This window comes from Fundidesulfovibrio terrae (genome assembly GCF_022808915.1).
In the GTDB taxonomy this organism is placed as follows: Bacteria; Desulfobacterota; Desulfovibrionia; order Desulfovibrionales; family Desulfovibrionaceae; genus Fundidesulfovibrio; species Fundidesulfovibrio terrae.
The window spans coordinates 268,819-286,419 of the sequence record NZ_JAKZFS010000002.1; the positions used below are offsets into that span (position 1 = coordinate 268,819).

At 64.8% G+C, this 17,601-nt stretch carries 17 protein-coding genes; 5 read left to right on the forward strand and 12 right to left on the reverse strand.

All coding sequences use genetic code 11. The annotated features are described in order from the left end of the window. The first annotated feature begins 9 nt into the window (after nucleotides 1–9). Nucleotides 10–585 carry a VOC family protein gene (locus ML540_RS08365; protein ID WP_243359964.1) on the forward strand — a complete coding sequence of 192 codons (576 nt, stop codon included), beginning with the start codon at nucleotides 10–12 and terminating at the stop codon, nucleotides 583–585. 152 nt (nucleotides 586–737) lie between these two features. Here the strand turns inward: ML540_RS08365 and ML540_RS08370 are convergent, their stop codons facing one another. From ML540_RS08370 to ML540_RS08400, 7 genes are all read right to left on the reverse strand, one after another. Next, nucleotides 738–1,655, reverse strand: a complete 918-nt coding sequence (locus ML540_RS08370) for a sensor domain-containing diguanylate cyclase (RefSeq protein ID WP_243359965.1) — start codon at nucleotides 1,653–1,655, stop codon at nucleotides 738–740. Nucleotides 1,656–1,730: 75 nt separating this feature from the next. Beyond that, nucleotides 1,731–2,894, reverse strand: coding sequence for a sulfate reduction electron transfer complex DsrMKJOP subunit DsrP (gene dsrP / locus ML540_RS08375; RefSeq protein WP_243359966.1), 1,164 nt, complete (start codon nucleotides 2,892–2,894; stop codon nucleotides 1,731–1,733). 10 nt (nucleotides 2,895–2,904) lie between these two features. Further along, nucleotides 2,905–3,681, reverse strand: coding sequence for a sulfate reduction electron transfer complex DsrMKJOP subunit DsrO (dsrO, locus tag ML540_RS08380; protein ID WP_243359967.1), 777 nt, complete (start codon nucleotides 3,679–3,681; stop codon nucleotides 2,905–2,907). Between the two features lies 1 nt (nucleotide 3,682). Next, a complete protein-coding gene (gene dsrJ, locus ML540_RS08385; protein ID WP_243359968.1) occupies nucleotides 3,683–4,072 on the reverse strand; it encodes a sulfate reduction electron transfer complex DsrMKJOP subunit DsrJ in 390 nt (129 codons plus the stop codon). Continuing rightward, the gene (dsrK, locus tag ML540_RS08390) at nucleotides 4,072–5,691 is read right to left on the reverse strand and encodes a sulfate reduction electron transfer complex DsrMKJOP subunit DsrK (RefSeq protein WP_243359969.1); all 1,620 of its coding nucleotides are present in this window, start codon (nucleotides 5,689–5,691) and stop codon (nucleotides 4,072–4,074) included. The genes dsrJ and dsrK overlap by 1 nt, the downstream gene beginning before the upstream one ends. Nucleotides 5,692–5,730: 39 nt before the next feature. Continuing rightward, nucleotides 5,731–6,732, reverse strand: a complete 1,002-nt coding sequence (gene dsrM / locus ML540_RS08395) for a sulfate reduction electron transfer complex DsrMKJOP subunit DsrM (protein ID WP_243359970.1) — start codon at nucleotides 6,730–6,732, stop codon at nucleotides 5,731–5,733. A 39-nt stretch (nucleotides 6,733–6,771) separates the two neighbouring features. Further along, the gene (locus ML540_RS08400; protein WP_243359971.1) at nucleotides 6,772–7,314 is read right to left on the reverse strand and encodes an RsbRD N-terminal domain-containing protein; all 543 of its coding nucleotides are present in this window, start codon (nucleotides 7,312–7,314) and stop codon (nucleotides 6,772–6,774) included. A gap of 247 nt (nucleotides 7,315–7,561) precedes the next feature. Between ML540_RS08400 and ML540_RS08405 the strand changes: the two genes are divergently transcribed. Next, nucleotides 7,562–8,065 (forward strand): hypothetical protein, encoded by a 504-nt coding sequence (locus tag ML540_RS08405; protein WP_243359972.1) that lies wholly within the window; start codon nucleotides 7,562–7,564, stop codon nucleotides 8,063–8,065. A gap of 96 nt (nucleotides 8,066–8,161) precedes the next feature. Here ML540_RS08405 and ML540_RS17945 read toward each other — a convergent pair whose 3' ends face one another. Further along, on the reverse strand, nucleotides 8,162–8,428 hold the full coding sequence (locus tag ML540_RS17945; protein ID WP_243359974.1) for an amphi-Trp domain-containing protein: 267 nt from the start codon (nucleotides 8,426–8,428) through the stop codon (nucleotides 8,162–8,164). Nucleotides 8,429–8,580: 152 nt separating this feature from the next. Continuing rightward, complete coding sequence (locus tag ML540_RS08415; protein WP_243359975.1) at nucleotides 8,581–9,066, reverse strand: CinA family protein; 486 nt, start codon at nucleotides 9,064–9,066, stop codon at nucleotides 8,581–8,583. An 81-nt stretch (nucleotides 9,067–9,147) separates the two neighbouring features. Between ML540_RS08415 and serS the strand changes: the two genes are divergently transcribed. Next, complete coding sequence (serS, locus tag ML540_RS08420; protein WP_243359976.1) at nucleotides 9,148–10,419, forward strand: serine--tRNA ligase; 1,272 nt, start codon at nucleotides 9,148–9,150, stop codon at nucleotides 10,417–10,419. A gap of 230 nt (nucleotides 10,420–10,649) precedes the next feature. Here the strand turns inward: serS and ML540_RS08425 are convergent, their stop codons facing one another. Together ML540_RS08425 and ML540_RS08430 are read right to left on the reverse strand one after the other, a co-directional pair. Then, nucleotides 10,650–12,542: a sensor domain-containing diguanylate cyclase gene (locus ML540_RS08425; protein WP_243359977.1), complete on the reverse strand. Its 1,893-nt coding sequence runs from the start codon at nucleotides 12,540–12,542 to the stop codon at nucleotides 10,650–10,652. A gap of 150 nt (nucleotides 12,543–12,692) precedes the next feature. Beyond that, nucleotides 12,693–13,457: a hypothetical protein gene (locus tag ML540_RS08430; RefSeq protein WP_243359978.1), complete on the reverse strand. Its 765-nt coding sequence runs from the start codon at nucleotides 13,455–13,457 to the stop codon at nucleotides 12,693–12,695. 45 nt (nucleotides 13,458–13,502) lie between these two features. Here ML540_RS08430 and hgcA point away from each other — a divergent pair, with 45 nt between their 5' ends. Then, complete coding sequence (gene hgcA / locus ML540_RS08435) at nucleotides 13,503–14,708, forward strand: mercury methylation corrinoid protein HgcA (protein WP_264175406.1); 1,206 nt, start codon at nucleotides 13,503–13,505, stop codon at nucleotides 14,706–14,708. Further along, the gene (gene hgcB, locus ML540_RS08440) at nucleotides 14,708–15,010 is read left to right on the forward strand and encodes a mercury methylation ferredoxin HgcB (protein ID WP_243359980.1); all 303 of its coding nucleotides are present in this window, start codon (nucleotides 14,708–14,710) and stop codon (nucleotides 15,008–15,010) included. Before hgcA ends, hgcB begins: the two co-directional genes overlap by 1 nt. Before the next feature lie 7 nt (nucleotides 15,011–15,017). On the opposite strand, the gene ML540_RS08445 is transcribed toward hgcB, so the two are convergent. Beyond that, nucleotides 15,018–17,594, reverse strand: a complete 2,577-nt coding sequence (locus ML540_RS08445; RefSeq protein ID WP_243359981.1) for a cation-translocating P-type ATPase — start codon at nucleotides 17,592–17,594, stop codon at nucleotides 15,018–15,020. Between the last annotated feature and the right edge of the window lie 7 nt (nucleotides 17,595–17,601).

Here is a 17,601-nt window from a genome sequence, read left to right on the forward strand (position 1 = left end):
GAGGGACCCATGCCCCGCTATACCGGCATCAACCACCTGGCCATGGCCACCGGCGACATGGACGCCACGATCCGCTTCTGGCGTGATCTGCTGGGCATGCGCCTGGTGGCCGGGCTGGGGCATCCGGGATACCGGCATTACTTCCTGGAGATATCCGAAACGGATATGATCGCCTTCTTCGAGTGGCCGGAGGTCGAGCCCGTTGCGCCCAAGGACCACGGCGTTCCGGTGAAGGGGCCTTGCGTGTTCGACCATATCTCCTTCGGCGTGTCCGAGCGCGCCGAGTTGTGGGAGCTCAAGGCCAAGCTCGAGGCGGCCGGGTTCTGGGCCTCGGAGATCATCGACCACGGCTTCATCCTGTCGCTCTACAGCTTCGACCCCAACAACATCGCCATAGAGTTCAGCTGGCCCCAGCCCGGTATCGACCTGCGCGAAAAGCCCCGTCTGGTGGACAAGCTCCCCGGGACCGCGCGCCTGGAGGGCTCCGAACCCCAGCCCGGCAAGTGGCCCGCTCCCGAGCCGGTCAGGCGAGAGGACATGAAAGCCTATCCCGGCGAGGGCAGGGAGCTTTTGGGCAAGGACTGACGGTGCCCAGCTTGATTGCTAGACCGTGGGGCCCCCGCTAACGGCTCCGCGCCCGTGTGAACCGGCCGGTCTGTCCGAATGACAAGGCGTCCCGGCGGACATGTCCGCCGGGACGCTTTTCGTCGTGACCCGTGGGGCCGGGAAGAGCCTTCTCAGGGGATGCGTAGTTCCGCCGTGCTCACCCGGTTGCGCCCTTCTCGTTTGGACCGGTACAGGGCGTCGTCCGCCAGGCGCAGGAACGCGTCGCAACTGAACTTTTGGCCGATATTCGGGCCCGAGTAGCAGGCCAGGCCCACGCTGACGGTGATCTGGATCGGTTGCCGCTCGTGGTAGCAGACGTTTTCGCTGATGATGATGCGCATGCGGTCTGCCAGGCGATAGGCGCCATCCTTGTCCGTTTCGGGCAACAGGATGGCGAATTCCTCCCCCCCGATGCGCGCGGCGGTGTCGCTTGTCCGCAAGGTGCGCAAAATGATCCTGGAAAAATGTTCCAGGACGGCGTCCCCGGCCTGATGCCCGTAGGTGTCGTTCACGGCCTTGAAGTGGTCGATATCCGCGATGAGGATGGACAGGGGCCGGGAATGCCGGTTGGCCAGGGCCAGGGCCTGGTCCAGCATGGTGAAGAAGGCCCGGCGGTTGGACAACCCGGTGAGCGCGTCCGTTGAGGCGAGCTGTTCGTATTCCCGCTGCAGGTATTTCTGGTCGCTGATGTCCACCATGGTGATGATGAACAGCCCGCCATGCACGGACAGGTGCTTGCGGATGGCGCAGTCCCTGCCGTCCTTGCACTTGGCCACCGCCTCCAGGGGCTCCATTTCACCGGCCGCGGCCGTGGCCATGCGCACCCTGCGCTCCCATTCGTGTTCCAGGCGCAGGCGGTACTGCTCATCCGGGAAGGCCCTGGGCCACCAGTCCTGTTCGGTTTTGATGTCCTTCTCGGAGTAGCCGAATACGTCCCGGAACTTGTCGTTCATGAACAGGACATCGCCCGAAGACGACTTGAGCACCATCACTGGAAGGGGCAGCTTGCTCAGTATGGCGAAGGAATCCACAAGGCCGGGAGAGTTCATCATGAAACCCATATAGCATAAAAAAAGGGCCGCCCGGAAGGGCGGCCCTTTGCTCGTTTCCGGTAAAAGGGGCTTCTAAAGTCCCCCTTCCACCTCGGCCCTGACTTCCAGGGCGATCTTCCACAGCACGGTCAGCACGAAGCCGCCCACAGCGTAGATCATGAGAGCGATCATGAGTTCCGGCCCGGTGGGCAGGTACTCGGTGACCTTCTCGAAGGGGTTGGGGGTGAAGCCGGCGGCGATGAGGCCCATGCCCTTGTCGATCCAGGTGCCGATGACCAGGAGGATCAGGGCGGGCACCAGCACGTCGCGGTTCTCTCGCCACTTGGGCGGGACAAGCAGGAACAGCGAGGTGAGGGCGAAGGCCGCGGCGGTCCACATGAACGGGGTCATGTAGGTGTGGCCTTCGTAGCCGGTGAACAGGAACAGGATCGGGTCCTTGTGGCCGGGCATGCCGGAGTAGAACGCGGTGAACACTTCCAGGAAGAAGAAGAACACGTTCACGCACATGGCGTAGGTGATGGTGGTGGAGAGGGTCTTCACCGCTTCCTTGCCCGGATCGAACTTGGTGACCTTTGAGATGAGAAGCGTCATCAGGAGCAGGATCGCGGGGCCGGAGCAGAAGGCCGAGGACAGGAAGCGGGCGGCCAGGATGGCGGTGAGCCAGTAGTGGCGGCCCGGCAGACCTGCGTACAGGAAGGCCGTCACCGTGTGGATGGAGAAGGCCCAGATGATCGAGGTGTACACCAGGGGCTTGACCCACGCAGGCGGGGTCTGGCGCTTCCAGTAGGCCATGAGGCTGGTCCAGCCGATGACCACGTTCAGGATCAGGTAGCCGTTCAGGACCACCATGTCCCAGAACAGGACCGAGTTCGGCGTGGAGAAGATCAGCACGTTCAGCATGCGCTGGGGCTGTCCAATGTCGATGACGATGAAGCCCAGGCACATGATGACCGCGGCGATGGCCAGGAACTCGCCCATGATGATCATCTTGGAGTAGGCTTTGTAGTGGTGGAAGTAGTAGGGGAGCACCAGCATCACGGCGGAGGCGGCGACGCCGACCATGTACGTGAACTGGGCGATATAGAAGCCCCAGGACACGTCACGGGACAGGCCCGTGATGGTCAAACCCTTGTTGAGCTGCACGAGGTAGAACCCTGCGCCGATGCCCATGACGGCCAGAAAGGCCATCAGCGCACCGAAGTAGCGGGGGCTTCCCTTGAGGGCTTTTTCGATCATGGCCGCGCTCCTAGATGATGTAGAAGACGCCGGGTTCGGTGCCGACGTCCGGTTTGCGCCTGATGGCGTACTTGTGCTTGAGCACCTTGCGCACTTCGGAGTTGGGATCGGTCAGATCGCCGAACACCATGGCCCCGCCGGAAGCCTCCACGCACAGGGGCAACTTGCCCTGGGCCAGCTTCTCCACGCAGAACGTGCACTTCTCCACCACGCCGCGGGTGCGGTGGGGGTACTGGAGATTGATGTTCTTGATGTGGGGCGCGGGATCCTGGAAGTTGAAGCTGCGCGCGCCGTAGGGGCAGCCGGCCATGCAGTAGCGGCAGCCGATGCAGCGGTGGTAGTCCATGATGACCAGGCCTTCGTTGTTCTTGAAGGTGGCCTTGGTGGGACACACGCGCACGCACGCGGGGTTCTCGCAGTGGTTGCACAGAAGCAGGTACTTGCGGTGCTCCTGCTCCTCGGCCAGGTAGGCCGGGCGTTCGGTGGGGAAGGCCCCCTCGAAGTCCTCGGTCCAGATCCACTTGATCTGCTGCTTGCCTTCGATCTCGGGCACGTTGTGGTTCGAATGGCAGGCGTCGATGCACTTCTTGAACAGGGCATCGTCGAACTTGGCGGTATCGATGACCATGGCCCAGCGCTTGGCGGTGGAGGGCTTGGCGAAGTCAGTCGCCGTGGGGAGGGCGTCGGCGGCCCGGGCTCCTTCTCCGAGGAAGCCCAAGGTCCCGGCCGAGAGCCCCAGGGCCGAGACGCCGGCCAGCTTCAGAAAGTCGCGTCTGGAGCTTTGCATGTTATTTCTCCCCCTCTTTCTTCACGGGCGAGGTATTGTGGCAGTTCCAGCAGTAGGGATTCACGCCCACCTCGTTGTGGCACTTGTCGCAGAACTTGTCCTTGTTCTCGTGGCAGCCCATGCAGGTGTTGGTCAGGCTCATGTTGTACTGCTTGCCGTTCTCGCTGGTGTATACGCGCTTGCCGTTCCTGATGACGTCGTCGCGCCACTCGTTGAGAAGAACCATGTGCACGTCGCGGATCTTCTCTTTAGGCAGGACGCATTCCTTGGCTTCCTTGGGCTTCTCGGTCTCGACTTTCAACTCGGGCTGTCCCGCTCCCTTGATGAAGGGGAACAGGGCCAGGCCGATGAAGATGATGAGGCCCGGAATGATGAATTTCGCGTTGTACATTATTCCTCCTCCTCAGACCCTTCGAGGCCGGGAAGGTCTTCCTGGCGCAAGTTCATGGTGCGCTCTTCCTCGCCTTCGAAGACCAGGGCGTTGCCCACCAGCTCGTGCAGGCCGGTGACCTTGACGCCGGGCGCCCAGTAGTCGGCCAGGCCGGGAAGGGTGGCGCGGTCGATGGCGCAGATGCAGCTCATGGTGTTCACACCGAACTTCTCCTGCACGTACTTGAGGGCGTTGCCCCGGGGCAGGCCGCCGCGCAGGCGCATTTCGGTGAACTCGCCGTTGTTCAGGCCCGCGCCGCCGCCGCAGCAGAAGGTCTGCTCGCGGATGGTCTGGGAGGGCATGTCCACGAACTTCTCAACCACGTTCTCGAGGACGTAGCGGGGCTCATCGAAGAAGCCCATGCCGCGCGAGGTGTTACAGGAGTCGTGCCAGGTGGCGGTGATGCCGGCGTTACGGCTCTTGTCCAGCTTGAGCTTGCCGTTCTTGATGAGGTCGGCGGTGAACTCCACCAGGTGGATCATCTTGGTGGACTTGGCGTTTTCGAACACCGTGCCGGTGATGGGGCTCTTGGGCACTTCCAGGAAGTCCGCCGGGCCGTTCATGGTGTCCATGAACTGGTTGAGCACGCGCCACATGTGGCCGCACTCGCCGCCGATGATGTACTTGACGCCCAGGCGCTTGGCCTCGGCGTACATCTTGGCGTTCAGCTTCTTCATCCACTTGTCGTTCATGAAGGAGCCGAAGTTGCCGCCCTCCGAGGCGTAGGTGGACCAGGTGACGTCCAGGTCCAGGTAGTCGAACAGCAGCAGGTAGCCCATGAAGGTGTAGATGCCCGGCTCGGCGAAGATGTCGCCGGAGGGCGTGATGAACAGGATCTCCGCGCCCTTGCGGTGGAAGCTGGGCTCCACGCGGCGGCCGGTGACCGTCTCGATGTCATCGACCAGGAAGTCCATCATGTCCTTGAAGGCGTGGGGCTGGATGCCCAGGTGGTTGCCGGTGCGGTTGCAGTTGGCCGCCGGCTCCAGGATCCAATTGATGTTGAGCCCGATGCGGTTCATCAGGTCGCGCGCCAGGAAGGTGATCTCGGCCGTGTCGATGCCGTAGGGGCAGTAGAGCGAGCAGCGGCGGCACTGGGTGCACTGGTAGAAGTACATGAACCATTCTTTGACCACGTCTTCTTCCAGCTTGCGCGCCCCGGCCAGCTTGCCCAGAATCTTGGCGGCGACGGTGAACTCGCCCCGGTAGATGGAGCGCAGCAGTTCGGCGCGCAGCACCGGCATGTTCTTGGGGTCGCCGGAGCCGATATAGAAGTGGCATTTGTCGGCGCAGGCCCCGCAGCGCACGCAGCAGTCCATGAAGACCTTGAGCGAGCGGTACTTGCCCAGAAGCTCGCGGAAGCCGTCGCGGATCGTCTCGCGCCAGTCGGGGGGGAGCTTCCAATCCTCTTCGGTGGGGCTCCAATCTCTCGGGTTAGGCAGGCCCAGGTACTTGAGCACATCGGGCTTGCCGGGATAGGAAAAAGTTCCGGGTTTAAACTCCGGTCTTACGTCCATCCACGGCTCTGAGGGCGTGGAATAGTTGACGTTCATGAGTTCTTCAGGCGGCGCCATCTTCGACATACGATCTCCCTTGTGGAAATACGCCCAGCCCAGGGCGGTTTAAGCTTCCTTGTCCACCGGCAGGCCGGCTTCGATCATCTTCTCGCGGAAGTCGTCCTCGTAGTCCGCGTAGGAGTGCGGCTTGATGGAGGGGTCGTTCCAGGGGTTGATGTGGCGGACCATGCGGGTGTTGTTGGGCAGGTTCCGAGTGGGGCTCAGGAAGACGCCGCCCAGGTGCATGAGCTTGGAGAAGGGGAAATAGGCCCACAGCACGCACACCAGGAAAAAGTGCATGTAGAAGGACCAGTCGACGTTGGGCGGGATCACCGGCTTGAAGCTCACCAGGCCGATGGCCAGCTGCTTGATGGCGATGACGTCCACCTTGGCGAAGTAGCGCATGTAGATGCCCGACAGCGCGATCGCCAGGATGAGGAACAGGGGGAAGAAGTCCGAGGCCAGCGAAATGTAGGCCACCTTGGAGTCGAACAGGCGCCTGGCCAGCAGGAAGGTCACGCCCACCACGAAGAACACGTCGGTGAGGTAGAGCGTGGGCACGCTGATCTGCAGGATGGAGTCCACGAACTCGACCCCGGTGACCAGGAAGGGCACGGGCTCCAGGAAGAAGCGGAAGTGCCTGATGAACACGATCAGGAAGCAGTAGTGGAAGATCAGGGCGAACAGCCACAGGGACTTGTCCGAACCGTAGCCCACGGTGCCTTCCCCGGGGCGGTTGTCCACCTTGGTGTTGCGGAAGAGGCTTCTGAAGCAGAGCACTTCCAGGGCCATGCGGATGAAGGTCTGGCCCGGCGTGCTCGGGTTGTCGAACTTCGCCTGCTTGACCCAGGGCAGGGAATACTGCTGCCCGCCCGTGGTCGGAATGGCGAAGGGCACCGGAGTGGACGCCCACCCCAAGACCTTTTTGATGAATCCCGTCACGAAAATCGCGACGGCCACGTACGGGATGTAGATCCCGAACACCTGAGCCATCCCCGCACCGGCCCCAAGGGCCGCCACGGCGGCCAAAGCCACTACGGCCAGTAATGCGGTCACGAGTCCAGCCATGTACCCTCCACCTCGCGTTGAACCATTTCGCCTCACCGGCTAGTCAGCCGGCTCGCCCTCGCCGATGCCCACGATCAACTGGGCGCGTTTAAGGAGTTGCATATGCTCCCGCTTGAGCTCCTGGAGCTTGATCTCGAAGAGCTTTTCACGGCATTTCGCGTAGAGGTCGAGGCTGGCCAGGGCCAGCCCGTCGATGCGGGATTCCAGGGCCACGAACTGCTCCCAGGCGCCCAGTTTTTTCAGGTCGTTCCAGAGCCGTTCGCGCACGGCCTTCTTGAGCAGGAAGAGAAAACCCGCCGCCTGGGAGGGGGCGAAGTTCTGCACGGCCCTGACCCGGACGATTTCGTCAAGGTAGTCGAGCACGGCCTCCAGGGCCGCGTCATCCTTGCTTTTCACAAGGTAGTCCACCACGGACTCGACGGCTTCGAGGGTGCGCACGGCCACGGGATTGTGGAAGGGGTCACGCCCCTTGTTCTTCCAGAGTTTGGCCGTTTCAGGAGGATACGTGTCCAGGATATGGTGGTACCAATCCTGTACGATGGCCTCCCGATTGGCGGCCAGAAGTTCTTCGACAGTGTTCATGGATGCCCTGCAAGCGGCAAAAGGTGTACCTTGTTCGCCCCGTCACAAACGCCTTTCCCCATAGCCCGAGGAAATCCTTTCTGTAAAGGTTGAAAACGGCCCGGAATGCGCTCATGGCCCGAAAATCGCGGGAAGATTTGTTCGGTCCGGTTTGGGATGTGGTTTACAGGAAAGTATTTTCTGACTATCGAAAATGGTTGCCGTCCCCGGCAGAACCGCAACTTTGCGCACCACGCGCAGGAATCCCATGCCCCCGTCGGAGAGCCAACTGGCCATTCTGAACGCCGTGGCCCAGTTTTCGGTCCTGGCCCGCTACCACGGGGTCATGCCCAGCAAGCATGCCGTCGCCTACCGGGACGAGGACGTGGCCGGGCTGGTTGACCAGGGGCTTCTGGAATGGGCCCATTTCACCTACGGCTGCGGCAAGGAGCTCAAGGGCCTTCGCATCACGCCGGCCGGCGAACGCGCGGCCGCCGGGCGCGGGGATTCCCCCTCGGGCGAGGGCTCGGAACTGGCCTACGAGCACCTGCTCATCCTTAAGGACGTCTTCCATTTCAGCCGCATGCCCCGCTACCGGCGGATGATGCCCGAGAAGAAGGCCAAGCGTTACGTGGCCTGCGATTTCGAGGACCTTATCAACCGGGGCTACATCCTGAAAATCAAGCTCAAGATCCAGGGCGAGCACACCCTCAAGGGCTACGTCATCTCGGCCAAGGGCGAGCGGGAGCTCGCCGGTGCCAGGATGGCCTGAACGCAGAAGGCTCCCGAGGGAGCCCTTCCTGCTTTCGAGAGAGCGCGGCGCGGCCACCGGAGAACCGCGCAGGCGAACCGGCCGATCACGGGCCCGTCAGGCCGCTTCGTCCGGGGTGCCGATGCGGATGGCCGCATCGTCTGCGCGCCGCCAGGCCACTTCCAGGACGAACTTCTCCTTGTCCTTCTTTTGCGACATCTTGAGTGACACGTCCATGACCCCGCGGGGCCTGAGCGTCAGGCAGTCCTCGCCAATGGTCATGCACACTGAGCCCGCCTTGAACCCGGCCAGAACGTCCTCCAGGTAGGCCACCACTTCCTTCATGTCCATGACGCCCTCGACCTTCACCGTGTCCTTGCCCACTTTGTTCTCCTTTTCACAAGCAGGGCCGTGCCCGCGTGGAGGCTTCCGTGCGCGCGGTCCTGGCGAGCGGGGAGGGGGCGCGCAGCCCGGCTCCGGAAAAGAGTTGGGAAGCCATGCCGGATCTTTTAACGCCCCAAGGTGACGGTCGTGTTTCAGCCCGTGCGCGCGGCCAGGCCCATGACCGCTTCAAGGGCGCTCTGGCGTTTCACGTCCAGCCTGCCGCCGCCGAACAGGAAGAGCTCCGCCGTGGCCTGTCCGTTCACGCACCAGCCGATCCACACCGTGCCCACGGGCTTTTCGGGCGTGCCGCCGTCGGGGCCCGCGATGCCGGACACCGCCAGGGCGCACTGGGACCCGAAGCGCCGGGCCGCGCCCCGGGCCATGGCCAGCACGGTCTCGCGGCTGACCGCGCCGTTGGCCGTGAGCACCTCGCCGGGCACGTCCAGCATCTCCTGCTTGATCCTGTTGGAATAGGCCACCAGGCCGCCCGTATACCAGGTCGAGCTGCCGGGCACGTTGGTCAGCTCGCTGGCGATGAGCCCGCCCGTGCACGATTCCGCCGTGGCCAACCACCAGCCCTTGGCCCTGAGGTTTTCGGCCAGGGCCTCCACCATGTTTCCCATGAGCTCCCATTCCATATTGCGCGCCTCCCTGCTTGACCCCGAATGTACGGCCACGTAAGACGCGGCCACCATACACAAGCTTTCCGGAGGCCGCCAATGCTCGATATGCGCTCGGTGCGCAAGAACCTGGACGTCGTCCGCCAGGCCCTGGCCAACCGCCAGATGAACCTGGACATGGACCAGTTCGCCCGCCTGGATGAAACCCGCCGCGCCCTGCTTACGGAGGTGGAAGCCCTCAAGAGCGAGCGCAACGCCTCGTCGGCGGAGGTGGCCAAGCTCAAGCGCGCGGGCCAGGACGCCGCGCACCTGATGGAGCGGCTGTCGCAGGTCTCCGAGCGCATCAAGTCCCTGGACGAGGAGGTCCGCAAGGCCGACGAGGAGTCCGAGGCCTTTCTGTACTCCATACCGAACATCCCTCACGAGTCCACCCCCGTGGGCAAGGACGAGAAGGACAACCCGGTCATCCGCACCGTGGGCGAGGTGCCGTCCTTCGACTTCACCCCGAAGGAGCACTGGGAGATCGGCCAGGGCCTTAACTGCCTGGACTTCGACCGCGCCGCCAAGATCACCGGCTCGCGCTTCTCCGTGCTTTGGGGCGGACTGGCCAAGCTTGAGCGGGCGCTGGTCAGCTTCATGCTGGACATCCAGACCAAGGAGCACGGCTACACCGAAGTGGCCCCGCCCTACATCGTCAATTCCGACAGCCTGCGCGGCACCGGGCAGCTGCCCAAGTTCGAGGACGACCTCTTCAAGCTCAACTTCAAGGACTACTACCTCATCCCCACCGCCGAGGTGCCGCTGACCAACCTGCACCGCGACGAGACCCTGGAAGAGCCCGACCTGCCGCGCGCCTATTGCGCCTACACCCCGTGCTTCCGTTCCGAGGCCGGGTCCTACGGCAAGGACACCAAGGGCCTCATCCGCCAGCACCAATTCGACAAGGTGGAGCTGGTGCGCTTCTGCCGCCCCGAGGAGTCCTACGACCAGCTGGAACTGCTGACCGGCCACGCCGAGGAAATCCTCAAGCGCCTGGGGCTTCCCTACCGGGTGATCGCCCTGTGCACCGGCGACCTGGGATTCTCCTCGGCCAAGACCTACGACATCGAGGTCTGGCTGCCGGGCCAGAACGCCTACCGCGAAATATCCTCCTGCTCCAACTTCGAGGACTTCCAGGCCCGGCGGGCGGGCATCCGTTTCAAGCCCAAGGGCGGCAAGTCGCAGCTCGTCCACACCCTGAACGGCTCGGGCCTGGCCGTTGGGCGCACCATGGTGGCCTTGCTGGAAAACTGCCAGCAGGCCGACGGGACGGTGGTTCTGCCCGAGGCGCTGGTTCCGTACATGAACGGCCAGAGCGTGCTCAGGCCGTGATGCGCGCGGCGGCCGTGGCGGTAGGCGTTTTCGCCATGGCCGCGCTTTTTTCCATGGAGCTTCGGCAGGCGGCTTTGCTGGCCGCCCTGTCCGGGGCCATGGCCTGGGTGCTGGAGAAAGCGCGCAATTAGGCAGGATCGCCGCCATGCGCGACGCTGTTCAGGTCCAGCTGGAGCCTGACCTGGGCGGGTTTCACACCGGCCACACCGCAACGAGCTGGATATTCCCTCTCACCCGCCGGTCGTGCAGCATACCTGGTTGCGCCCGGCCGCCTTGGCCTTGTAGAGTGCGAGGTCGGCGCGTTTCATGAGCTTCTCCAGGGAGTCCTCGCTTCCGTGGAAGACGGCTAGGCCGATGCTCACGGTGAAGCACAGCGCGCCGAGCCTGCTCTCCAGGCAGATATGCTCGAAGGCCTGGCGCAGGCGTTCGGCGATGGCCAGCCCCTCGTTGAAGCCGGTCTGGATCAGCAGGACTCCGAATTCCTCGCCCCCCAGGCGGCCGGTCAGGTCCGTGGCGCGCAGTTCGGCGCGCATGGTCTCGGCCAAGGAGGTCAGCACCGCGTCCCCCGCGTCGTGGCCGTGGGCGTCGTTGACGTCCTTGAAGCTGTCGATGTCGAGCATGAGGAACACCAGAGGTTGCCCGTAACGGGTGCTGCGGCCGACCTCCTCCTGGGCCCGGGCGAGGAAATGGCGCCGGTTTGCCAGGCCGGTCAGGTGGTCCGTGTAGGCCAGGATGTCGAGTTCCCGGATTCTTCTCTCCAGTTCCGTTTGCGTGTTCTTGAGTTCCGTGACGTCCGAGGCGAGCACGAAGAATCCGCGGACCTGCCCTTCTTCGAAGTCTGGGATGTAGCGGTTCAGGGTGTACCTTCGGCTGCCGTCGGGCTTGACCAAGGTGCGCTCGAAGGTCTGGGGCTCTCCCTCCAGGACGCTCATGAGGTAGGCTTCGTTCTTGCGGTAGAGCTCCTCCCCGAGAAGGTCCCGGGCGTGGATGCCCTGCATCTCCTCCCGCGACTTGCCGAACCATTCGAAGTAGGCTGGGTTGGCGTACACGCAACGCAAGTCCCGGCCCCAATAGGCCACCATGCCCGGGATGTTGTCGGTGATGGTCCTGATGAACCGTTCGTTCTCGGCCAGGTTTCGGGTGGCATCGGCCATCTCGCGCGCGTGCGTGCGCTGGCGCTTTTGGTAGCCGGCCATGCCCAATACGGAAAGAAGGACGGCCGCACAGAACAGGCCGCCCTGCCAGAACGCCTCCCTGCGCCAGCTGGCGAAGACTCCGCTCATGCCGCGGGAGATGCCCACTACCAACGGAGTATCCAACTTCAGGGCGGGTGGCTGGATGGTGCGCACCGCCAGCATGCGGTACTCGCCGGTGGAGTGCAGCCTTCCGGAGAAGACGTTGGCTCCCCGGCCGCTTTCGCGGTGCTGCGTGAAGAAGCTGCCGGGCTGGGCGAGATTCTTCCCCATGGCTGTTTCGTCGGCCGGCGCGGTCATGAAAAGGTCGCCGCTGCCGTGGACCAGGTCCGCCCGCATGTCCGGCGTGTCGAGCACGGAGGTCAGCAGGGGGAAGAAGAACTCGGGGTCAAGGGTGGCCGTGACGACCCCGGCCAACTCTCCAGAGGGGCCCGGGATCATCCGCGACACGTTGATGGCGAACACGCCCAGCGTGGTGCGGTGCGGGGGGGAGACGTAGAGCCTGTCAGGATCGGGAGCCTGCCTGATGGACTGGAAGTAGGCCCGTTGGCTGGCATCGAAGCCCAGCAGCTCCGGCCGGCTGGAAGCCTGGATGATTCCTTGGCCGTCGAGGACGGACAGGGTGCGCGCGCCGGTCAACGCGTCGGTGAGGGTGAGGAGGCGGCTGTTGAAGTCCCGGCCGGAGTCGCCCCGGGTCCAATCCCTGCTCAGGTCCGCCAGCACGGGGGCGAGGGCGCTCAGGTTCTGGTCGGTGATCTGCTGGACGATCCGGGTGGTGAACAGCAGACGTTCCTGTTCGCGGGCCTCGATTCTGCTCCGTTCCTGGAACAGGTTCCCCCCGATCACCCCGCCCAGCGTCAGCAGGCCCAGGCCGAGGAACAGCCAGTGGATGCGTGCGTGCCGCGCCTGCCGGGAGAGATGAGTGTCCATTGTCGATGTGTTCCGAAGACTGCACGGTTCTCTATGCCCGACTGTAGGTGCGAGCCGTCCGGTATGCAGTGGTCACGGCCGGAGAATCGTTGTCCCCGCCGTTTTGCAGAGGAAGAGTATCGTTTTTTCGGTGAAAAGGCTACCGGGCGCTCACATGTCCAGCAAAAACGATCGCGCCATGCTGAGCACTTCCTCGAAGGGGCGTTTGTTCTTTAGAGCCAGGGCCATCTCCAGACCCAGGTTCATCTTGTGTGACGCCTCGATCATGAGCTCCCGGGCCTGGGCGTCCAGGCGGCGGCGGATGAAGGGTTCGTCGAGACCGTCGATACACAGGCGCGCGGCGTCCGCCAGGTAGGGAAAGGACATGCCCGGCAGAAAGGTCTGCAAGCCGGTCCTGCCCTGGCGGCGCGCCCACAGGATGAAGAATAGGAGCTTCAGGATCAGCTCCTCGGGGCGCGTGGCGTGGGACACGTCGGGAAACACCGCCGCGTCCAGGTCGCCCGCGCGCATGGTTTCGATGAGGCCCTGGGCCTGCTCCATGGCCTTGGATTCATCCAGCACCGGCATGCCGAAGCCGCCGGACAAGGTGATGAGGGCCTTGGCCGGATTTTCGCCCGTGGCCATGGCGCAGGCCGCCTGCCGGATGAGCCGCAGCTTGCGCCGGAAATCCCGGGTGAGGGTCAGGGATTTGTTGCGGGCCATGCGCCTGACCGTATCGTCCTCCGTGGAGGAGGTGGCGGCTTGCAGGAGCAAGCGGGTGTAGGGCTCGGTCACGTGCTGGAGTTCCTCGGCCAGGGCCTCGGAGCCGCGCTTCTGGTCCAGCATGCGCTTAACCGAGAGCCAGTACGCCGCGTAGCCGGAGGGGGGGATGGTCACGAGGTCCAGTGGGGTCTGCGTGGAAGTTGTTTCCGCCATGCCTGCACCTTGCAAAATCCGGGCGGGAGAGGCAAGCTGCCGCCCATGAAAGAGTTGTTCTCCAAGCCCAAAGAGTCCTGCTGACCGCCCAAGGGGCCGGCGGTTCCGCCGGACGACTCGTGCTGCTCCGCCCCGGAGCAGGCTTCCTGCCTCACTCCTCCGCTCGAGGCCGCGTCATCCTGTTGTGGGACGCAGGCGCGGGCTCTGCCAGCGATCCCCGGATACCGGCGCTGGCATTTCGTGGAGGGATTTCAAGACACCCCGGCCGGGCGCGTGCCAACGGTCAAGACCCGCCTGGAGCGGCCCGACCGCCTGGGCGCGGTTCTGGTGCGCCTGGGGATCGGGCGCGGCAGCTATCGCGTCGCTCCGGGGCTCTACGCCGTGGGTTCGCCCGGGCCGCAGAGCCCGGTGCTGGTCACGGCCAATTACAAACTGAGTTTCGACAGCCTGCGCAAGGAGCTCTCCGGGATCGACGCCTGGATCCTGGTGCTGGACACCCTGGGCGTGAACGTGTGGTGCGCTGCCGGGAAAAAGACCTTCGGCACGGCCGAGCTGGCGGCGCGCATCCGCGCCACAGGGCTGGAAAAGGTCGTGTCCCACCGCAAGATCGTCGTGCCCCAGCTGGGTGCTCCGGGCGTGGCCGCGCATGAGGTCAAGGCCGCGACCGGCTTCAGGGTGGTCTACGGTCCGGTGCGGGCTTCGGACGTGCGCGCCTTCCTGGCCGCCGGGATGAAGGCTGGCCCCGCCATGCGCCGGGTGCGCTTCTCCGCGGGGGAGCGCGTGGTGGTGGGTCTGGTGGAATTCGCCAACGAGCGGCGCACCATGGCCCAGGTGGCCGGGGCGCTGTTTGCTCTGGCCGGACTGGGATCGGGAATCTTTTCGCTCTCGCGCGCCTGGCTCGGCCTGTGGACGGGGCTTGCCGCCTACGCCGTGGGCTTCCTGGCCGGAAACGTGCTCACGCCGCTGGCGCTGCCCTGGCTGCCTGGGCGGTCCTTCGCCTTCAAGGGGGCAGTGGCCGGCGCCCTGGCCGGTCTGTGCGCCCCGTTCTTCGGGCCGTCTGCCTGGGCCTCGGCCGGGATGTGGCTGGGGGCGGTGGTGGCCGGGTCCTGGTACGGCATGAACTTCACCGGCTCCTCCACCTACACCTCGCCCTCGGGCGTGGAGAAGGAGATGCGCGCGGCCATTCCCTTCCAGGCGGCCGGGCTTATACTTGCCGTGATACTCTGGCGAATGGGCCTGGGAGGTTTCTGATGGCGGGACTCAAGTACATCGAAGGCGTGGCCACCCTGCGCCTGGACGAGGAAGCCTGCACGGGCTGCGGCATGTGCCGCGAGGTCTGCCCGCACGGCGTGTTCGGCACCGAGCCGGGCAAGGCCCGCATCGAAAATCTTGACGCCTGCATGGAGTGCGGGGCCTGCGCGCTCAACTGCCGCGAGGGGGCCCTTTCCGTGTCCCAGGGCGTGGGTTGTGCCCGAGCCATCATCCACGGCTGGATCACGGGCGGGCCGCCGTCGTGCGACTGCGGGGGGGATGGCGGCTCCACCTGCTGTTAGGGTCGCCTCAGACGCCCAGGCCGCAGGCGCGTCCGTTCCCCGGTTTGTTCCTGAGCCTCTTCACCACCTCGAACCACAGGACGCTGGCCGCGCCAGCCGACAGGCACAGGGCCACATCCCTGGCGTGCAGCTCCTCGAAGTGGAACACGCCCCGTAGAACGGGGGTGTAGACCGCCGTCGCCAGCAGCGCTGCCGCTCCGCCGAGAACCCACCAGAACGCCCGGTTGGGCCTTTTCAGAATGGAGAGCAGCGACCGGTTCCAGGACCGGTTGGTCAGGATCAGGGCTATGTTGGCCACCACCAGGGTGGAGAAGGCCAGGGTCCGCGAGTCTTCCTGGGTGTGGCCGTCGCGCACTGCGAAGAAGAGCACCGCGAGGACGATGACCAGCACGCTCACCCCCTGCAGGAGCGCCAGGAGCACCGTCTCCCGGTCGAACAGCGGACAGGCCGGGTCGCGCGGAGGACGCCGCATGATGTCTTCCTCTTCGGGTTCGGCCTCGAACACGAAGGAGCAGGCCGGGTCGATGATCATCTCCAGGAAGACGATGTGCACCGGTAGGAGCACCAGGGGCCAGTCCGCGAAAAAGACCGGGATGAGCGACAGCCCCGCGATGGGCACGTGCACCGCAAGGGTGTAGGCCATGGCCTTCCTGATGTTGTCGAAGATGCGCCTCCCCATCCGGACGGCCTCGACGATGGAGGAGAAATCGTCGTCCAGCAGCACCAGGGAGGATGCTTCCCGGGCCACGTCGGTCCCCCTGCCGCCCATGGCGATGCCGATATGGGCGCTTTTGAGGGCCGGGGCGTCGTTGACCCCGTCGCCGGTCATGGCCACCACTTCTCCCGACGATTTGAGCACGTTGACGACCCGCAGCTTCTGTTCGGGCACGGCCCGGGCGAAAATCGAAACGGTGTCCAGCTGCCTGGCCAACTGGCCGTCGTCGAGCTTTTCGAGATCCTGCCCCACGAGAACCCCGTCGGTATCGACAAGCCCGACCTGGGCCGCGATGTTCCTGGCCGTGCCGGGATAGTCTCCCGTAATCATGATGATGCGGATTCCGGCGCCGTAGCATTCCCTGACGGCGGCGGGAACGGCCGGCCGTATGGGGTCGTGCAGGCCGATCAGTCCGAGGAAGGAGAAGGAGAAGTCGTGGTGGTCCTCGGGCAGGCCGCTCGCGCTGAACGTGGCCTCGGACACGCCCAGCACCCGCAGGCCGCCCGAGGCCATGGCCTCCACGCGCTGAGCCAGTTCTTCGCGTTCGTCCTCGGGGAGGTGGCACAATTCGGCGATGGCCTCGGGCGCCCCCTTGGCGGCGATGACATACTCCCGGCCGTCCGGGGAGCGCCACACGTGGGACATGGCTAGGAGGCGGCATGAAAGCGGGTATTCCTGCACCAGCGTCCAGTCGTCGTGCAGGTGTTCCGTGCCAGCCAGGGGGAGCAGGCCCAGCTCCCGGATGGCCTTTTCCATGGGATCGAAGGGATCGCGCTGGCTGGCCAGGAGGGCGTACTCCACCAGCCTGTGGAACTGGTCCGGCAGCTTGGGCGCATACCCGGTCAGGTCGAGGCTCTCCCCGCCGATCCGCAATTGGGACACGGCCATCCTGTTCTGGGTGAGGGTGCCTGTCTTGTCCACGCACAGCACCGTGGCCGCCCCCAGCATCTCGAGAACCGGCATCCGCCGGGTGAGCACGTTGCGCTTGGACATCCTCCAGGCTCCCAGGGCCAGGAAGATCGTCAGGATCACCGGGAACTCCTCCGGCAGCACGGACATGGCCAGGGTGATGCCCGCCAAAAAGCCTCCCAGCCAGCTTCCCCTGGTAAGGGCGTAGACCACCACCACGGCGCCGCAGAGAACAAGACCGGCCGCGGCGAACGCGCGCACGATCTTTCCGGTTTCCTTCTGCAGCATGGTGGATTCGGTCTTGACGCCGGAGAGCGCCTTGCCGATCCGCCCCATCTCGGTGGACGGGCCGGTTGCGGTCACCTCGGCCAGGCCGAGGCCTTTGACGATGAGCGAACCGGAAAAGAGAAAGGGGATGTCGTCTCCGCCCGGCCTGGCGTCGCCGGAAGGGGCTTCCGACGGAGGCTTGCGGACGGGTACGGACTCACCCGTGAGCATGGACTCGTCCGCCGAGAGGTTCATGGCCATGAGGAGCCTGGCGTCCGCAGGCACGCGGTCGCCTTCGGCCACCACGATCACGTCCCCGCGCACCACCTCCCGGCCGGGAATGCGCTTGCGCTGGCCATCGCGCACCACCAGCGCCCTGGGGCTTGCGAGGTCGCGCAGGGCTTCCAGGGCGCGCTCGGTCTTGCGCTCCTGGAAGACGGTGATGGTGATGGTGATGCAGACGAAGCCCAGGAGCATGGCGGCGTCCGTCTTTTCGCCCAGCAGCAGGTAGATGGTCCCGCTGGCCATGAGCAAAAGGAACATTGGCTCGCGCAGCACCTCAAGCACGATGGACGCAAGGCACCGCTTGTCCGGGGAGGGGATCTCGTTGGGTCCCTCTCCCCGGAGGCGTTTGCGGGCCTCTTCCCCGGTGAGGCCCGGATAGGCCGATATGTCGAAGGCTTCGCGGGGCAACCGGGCC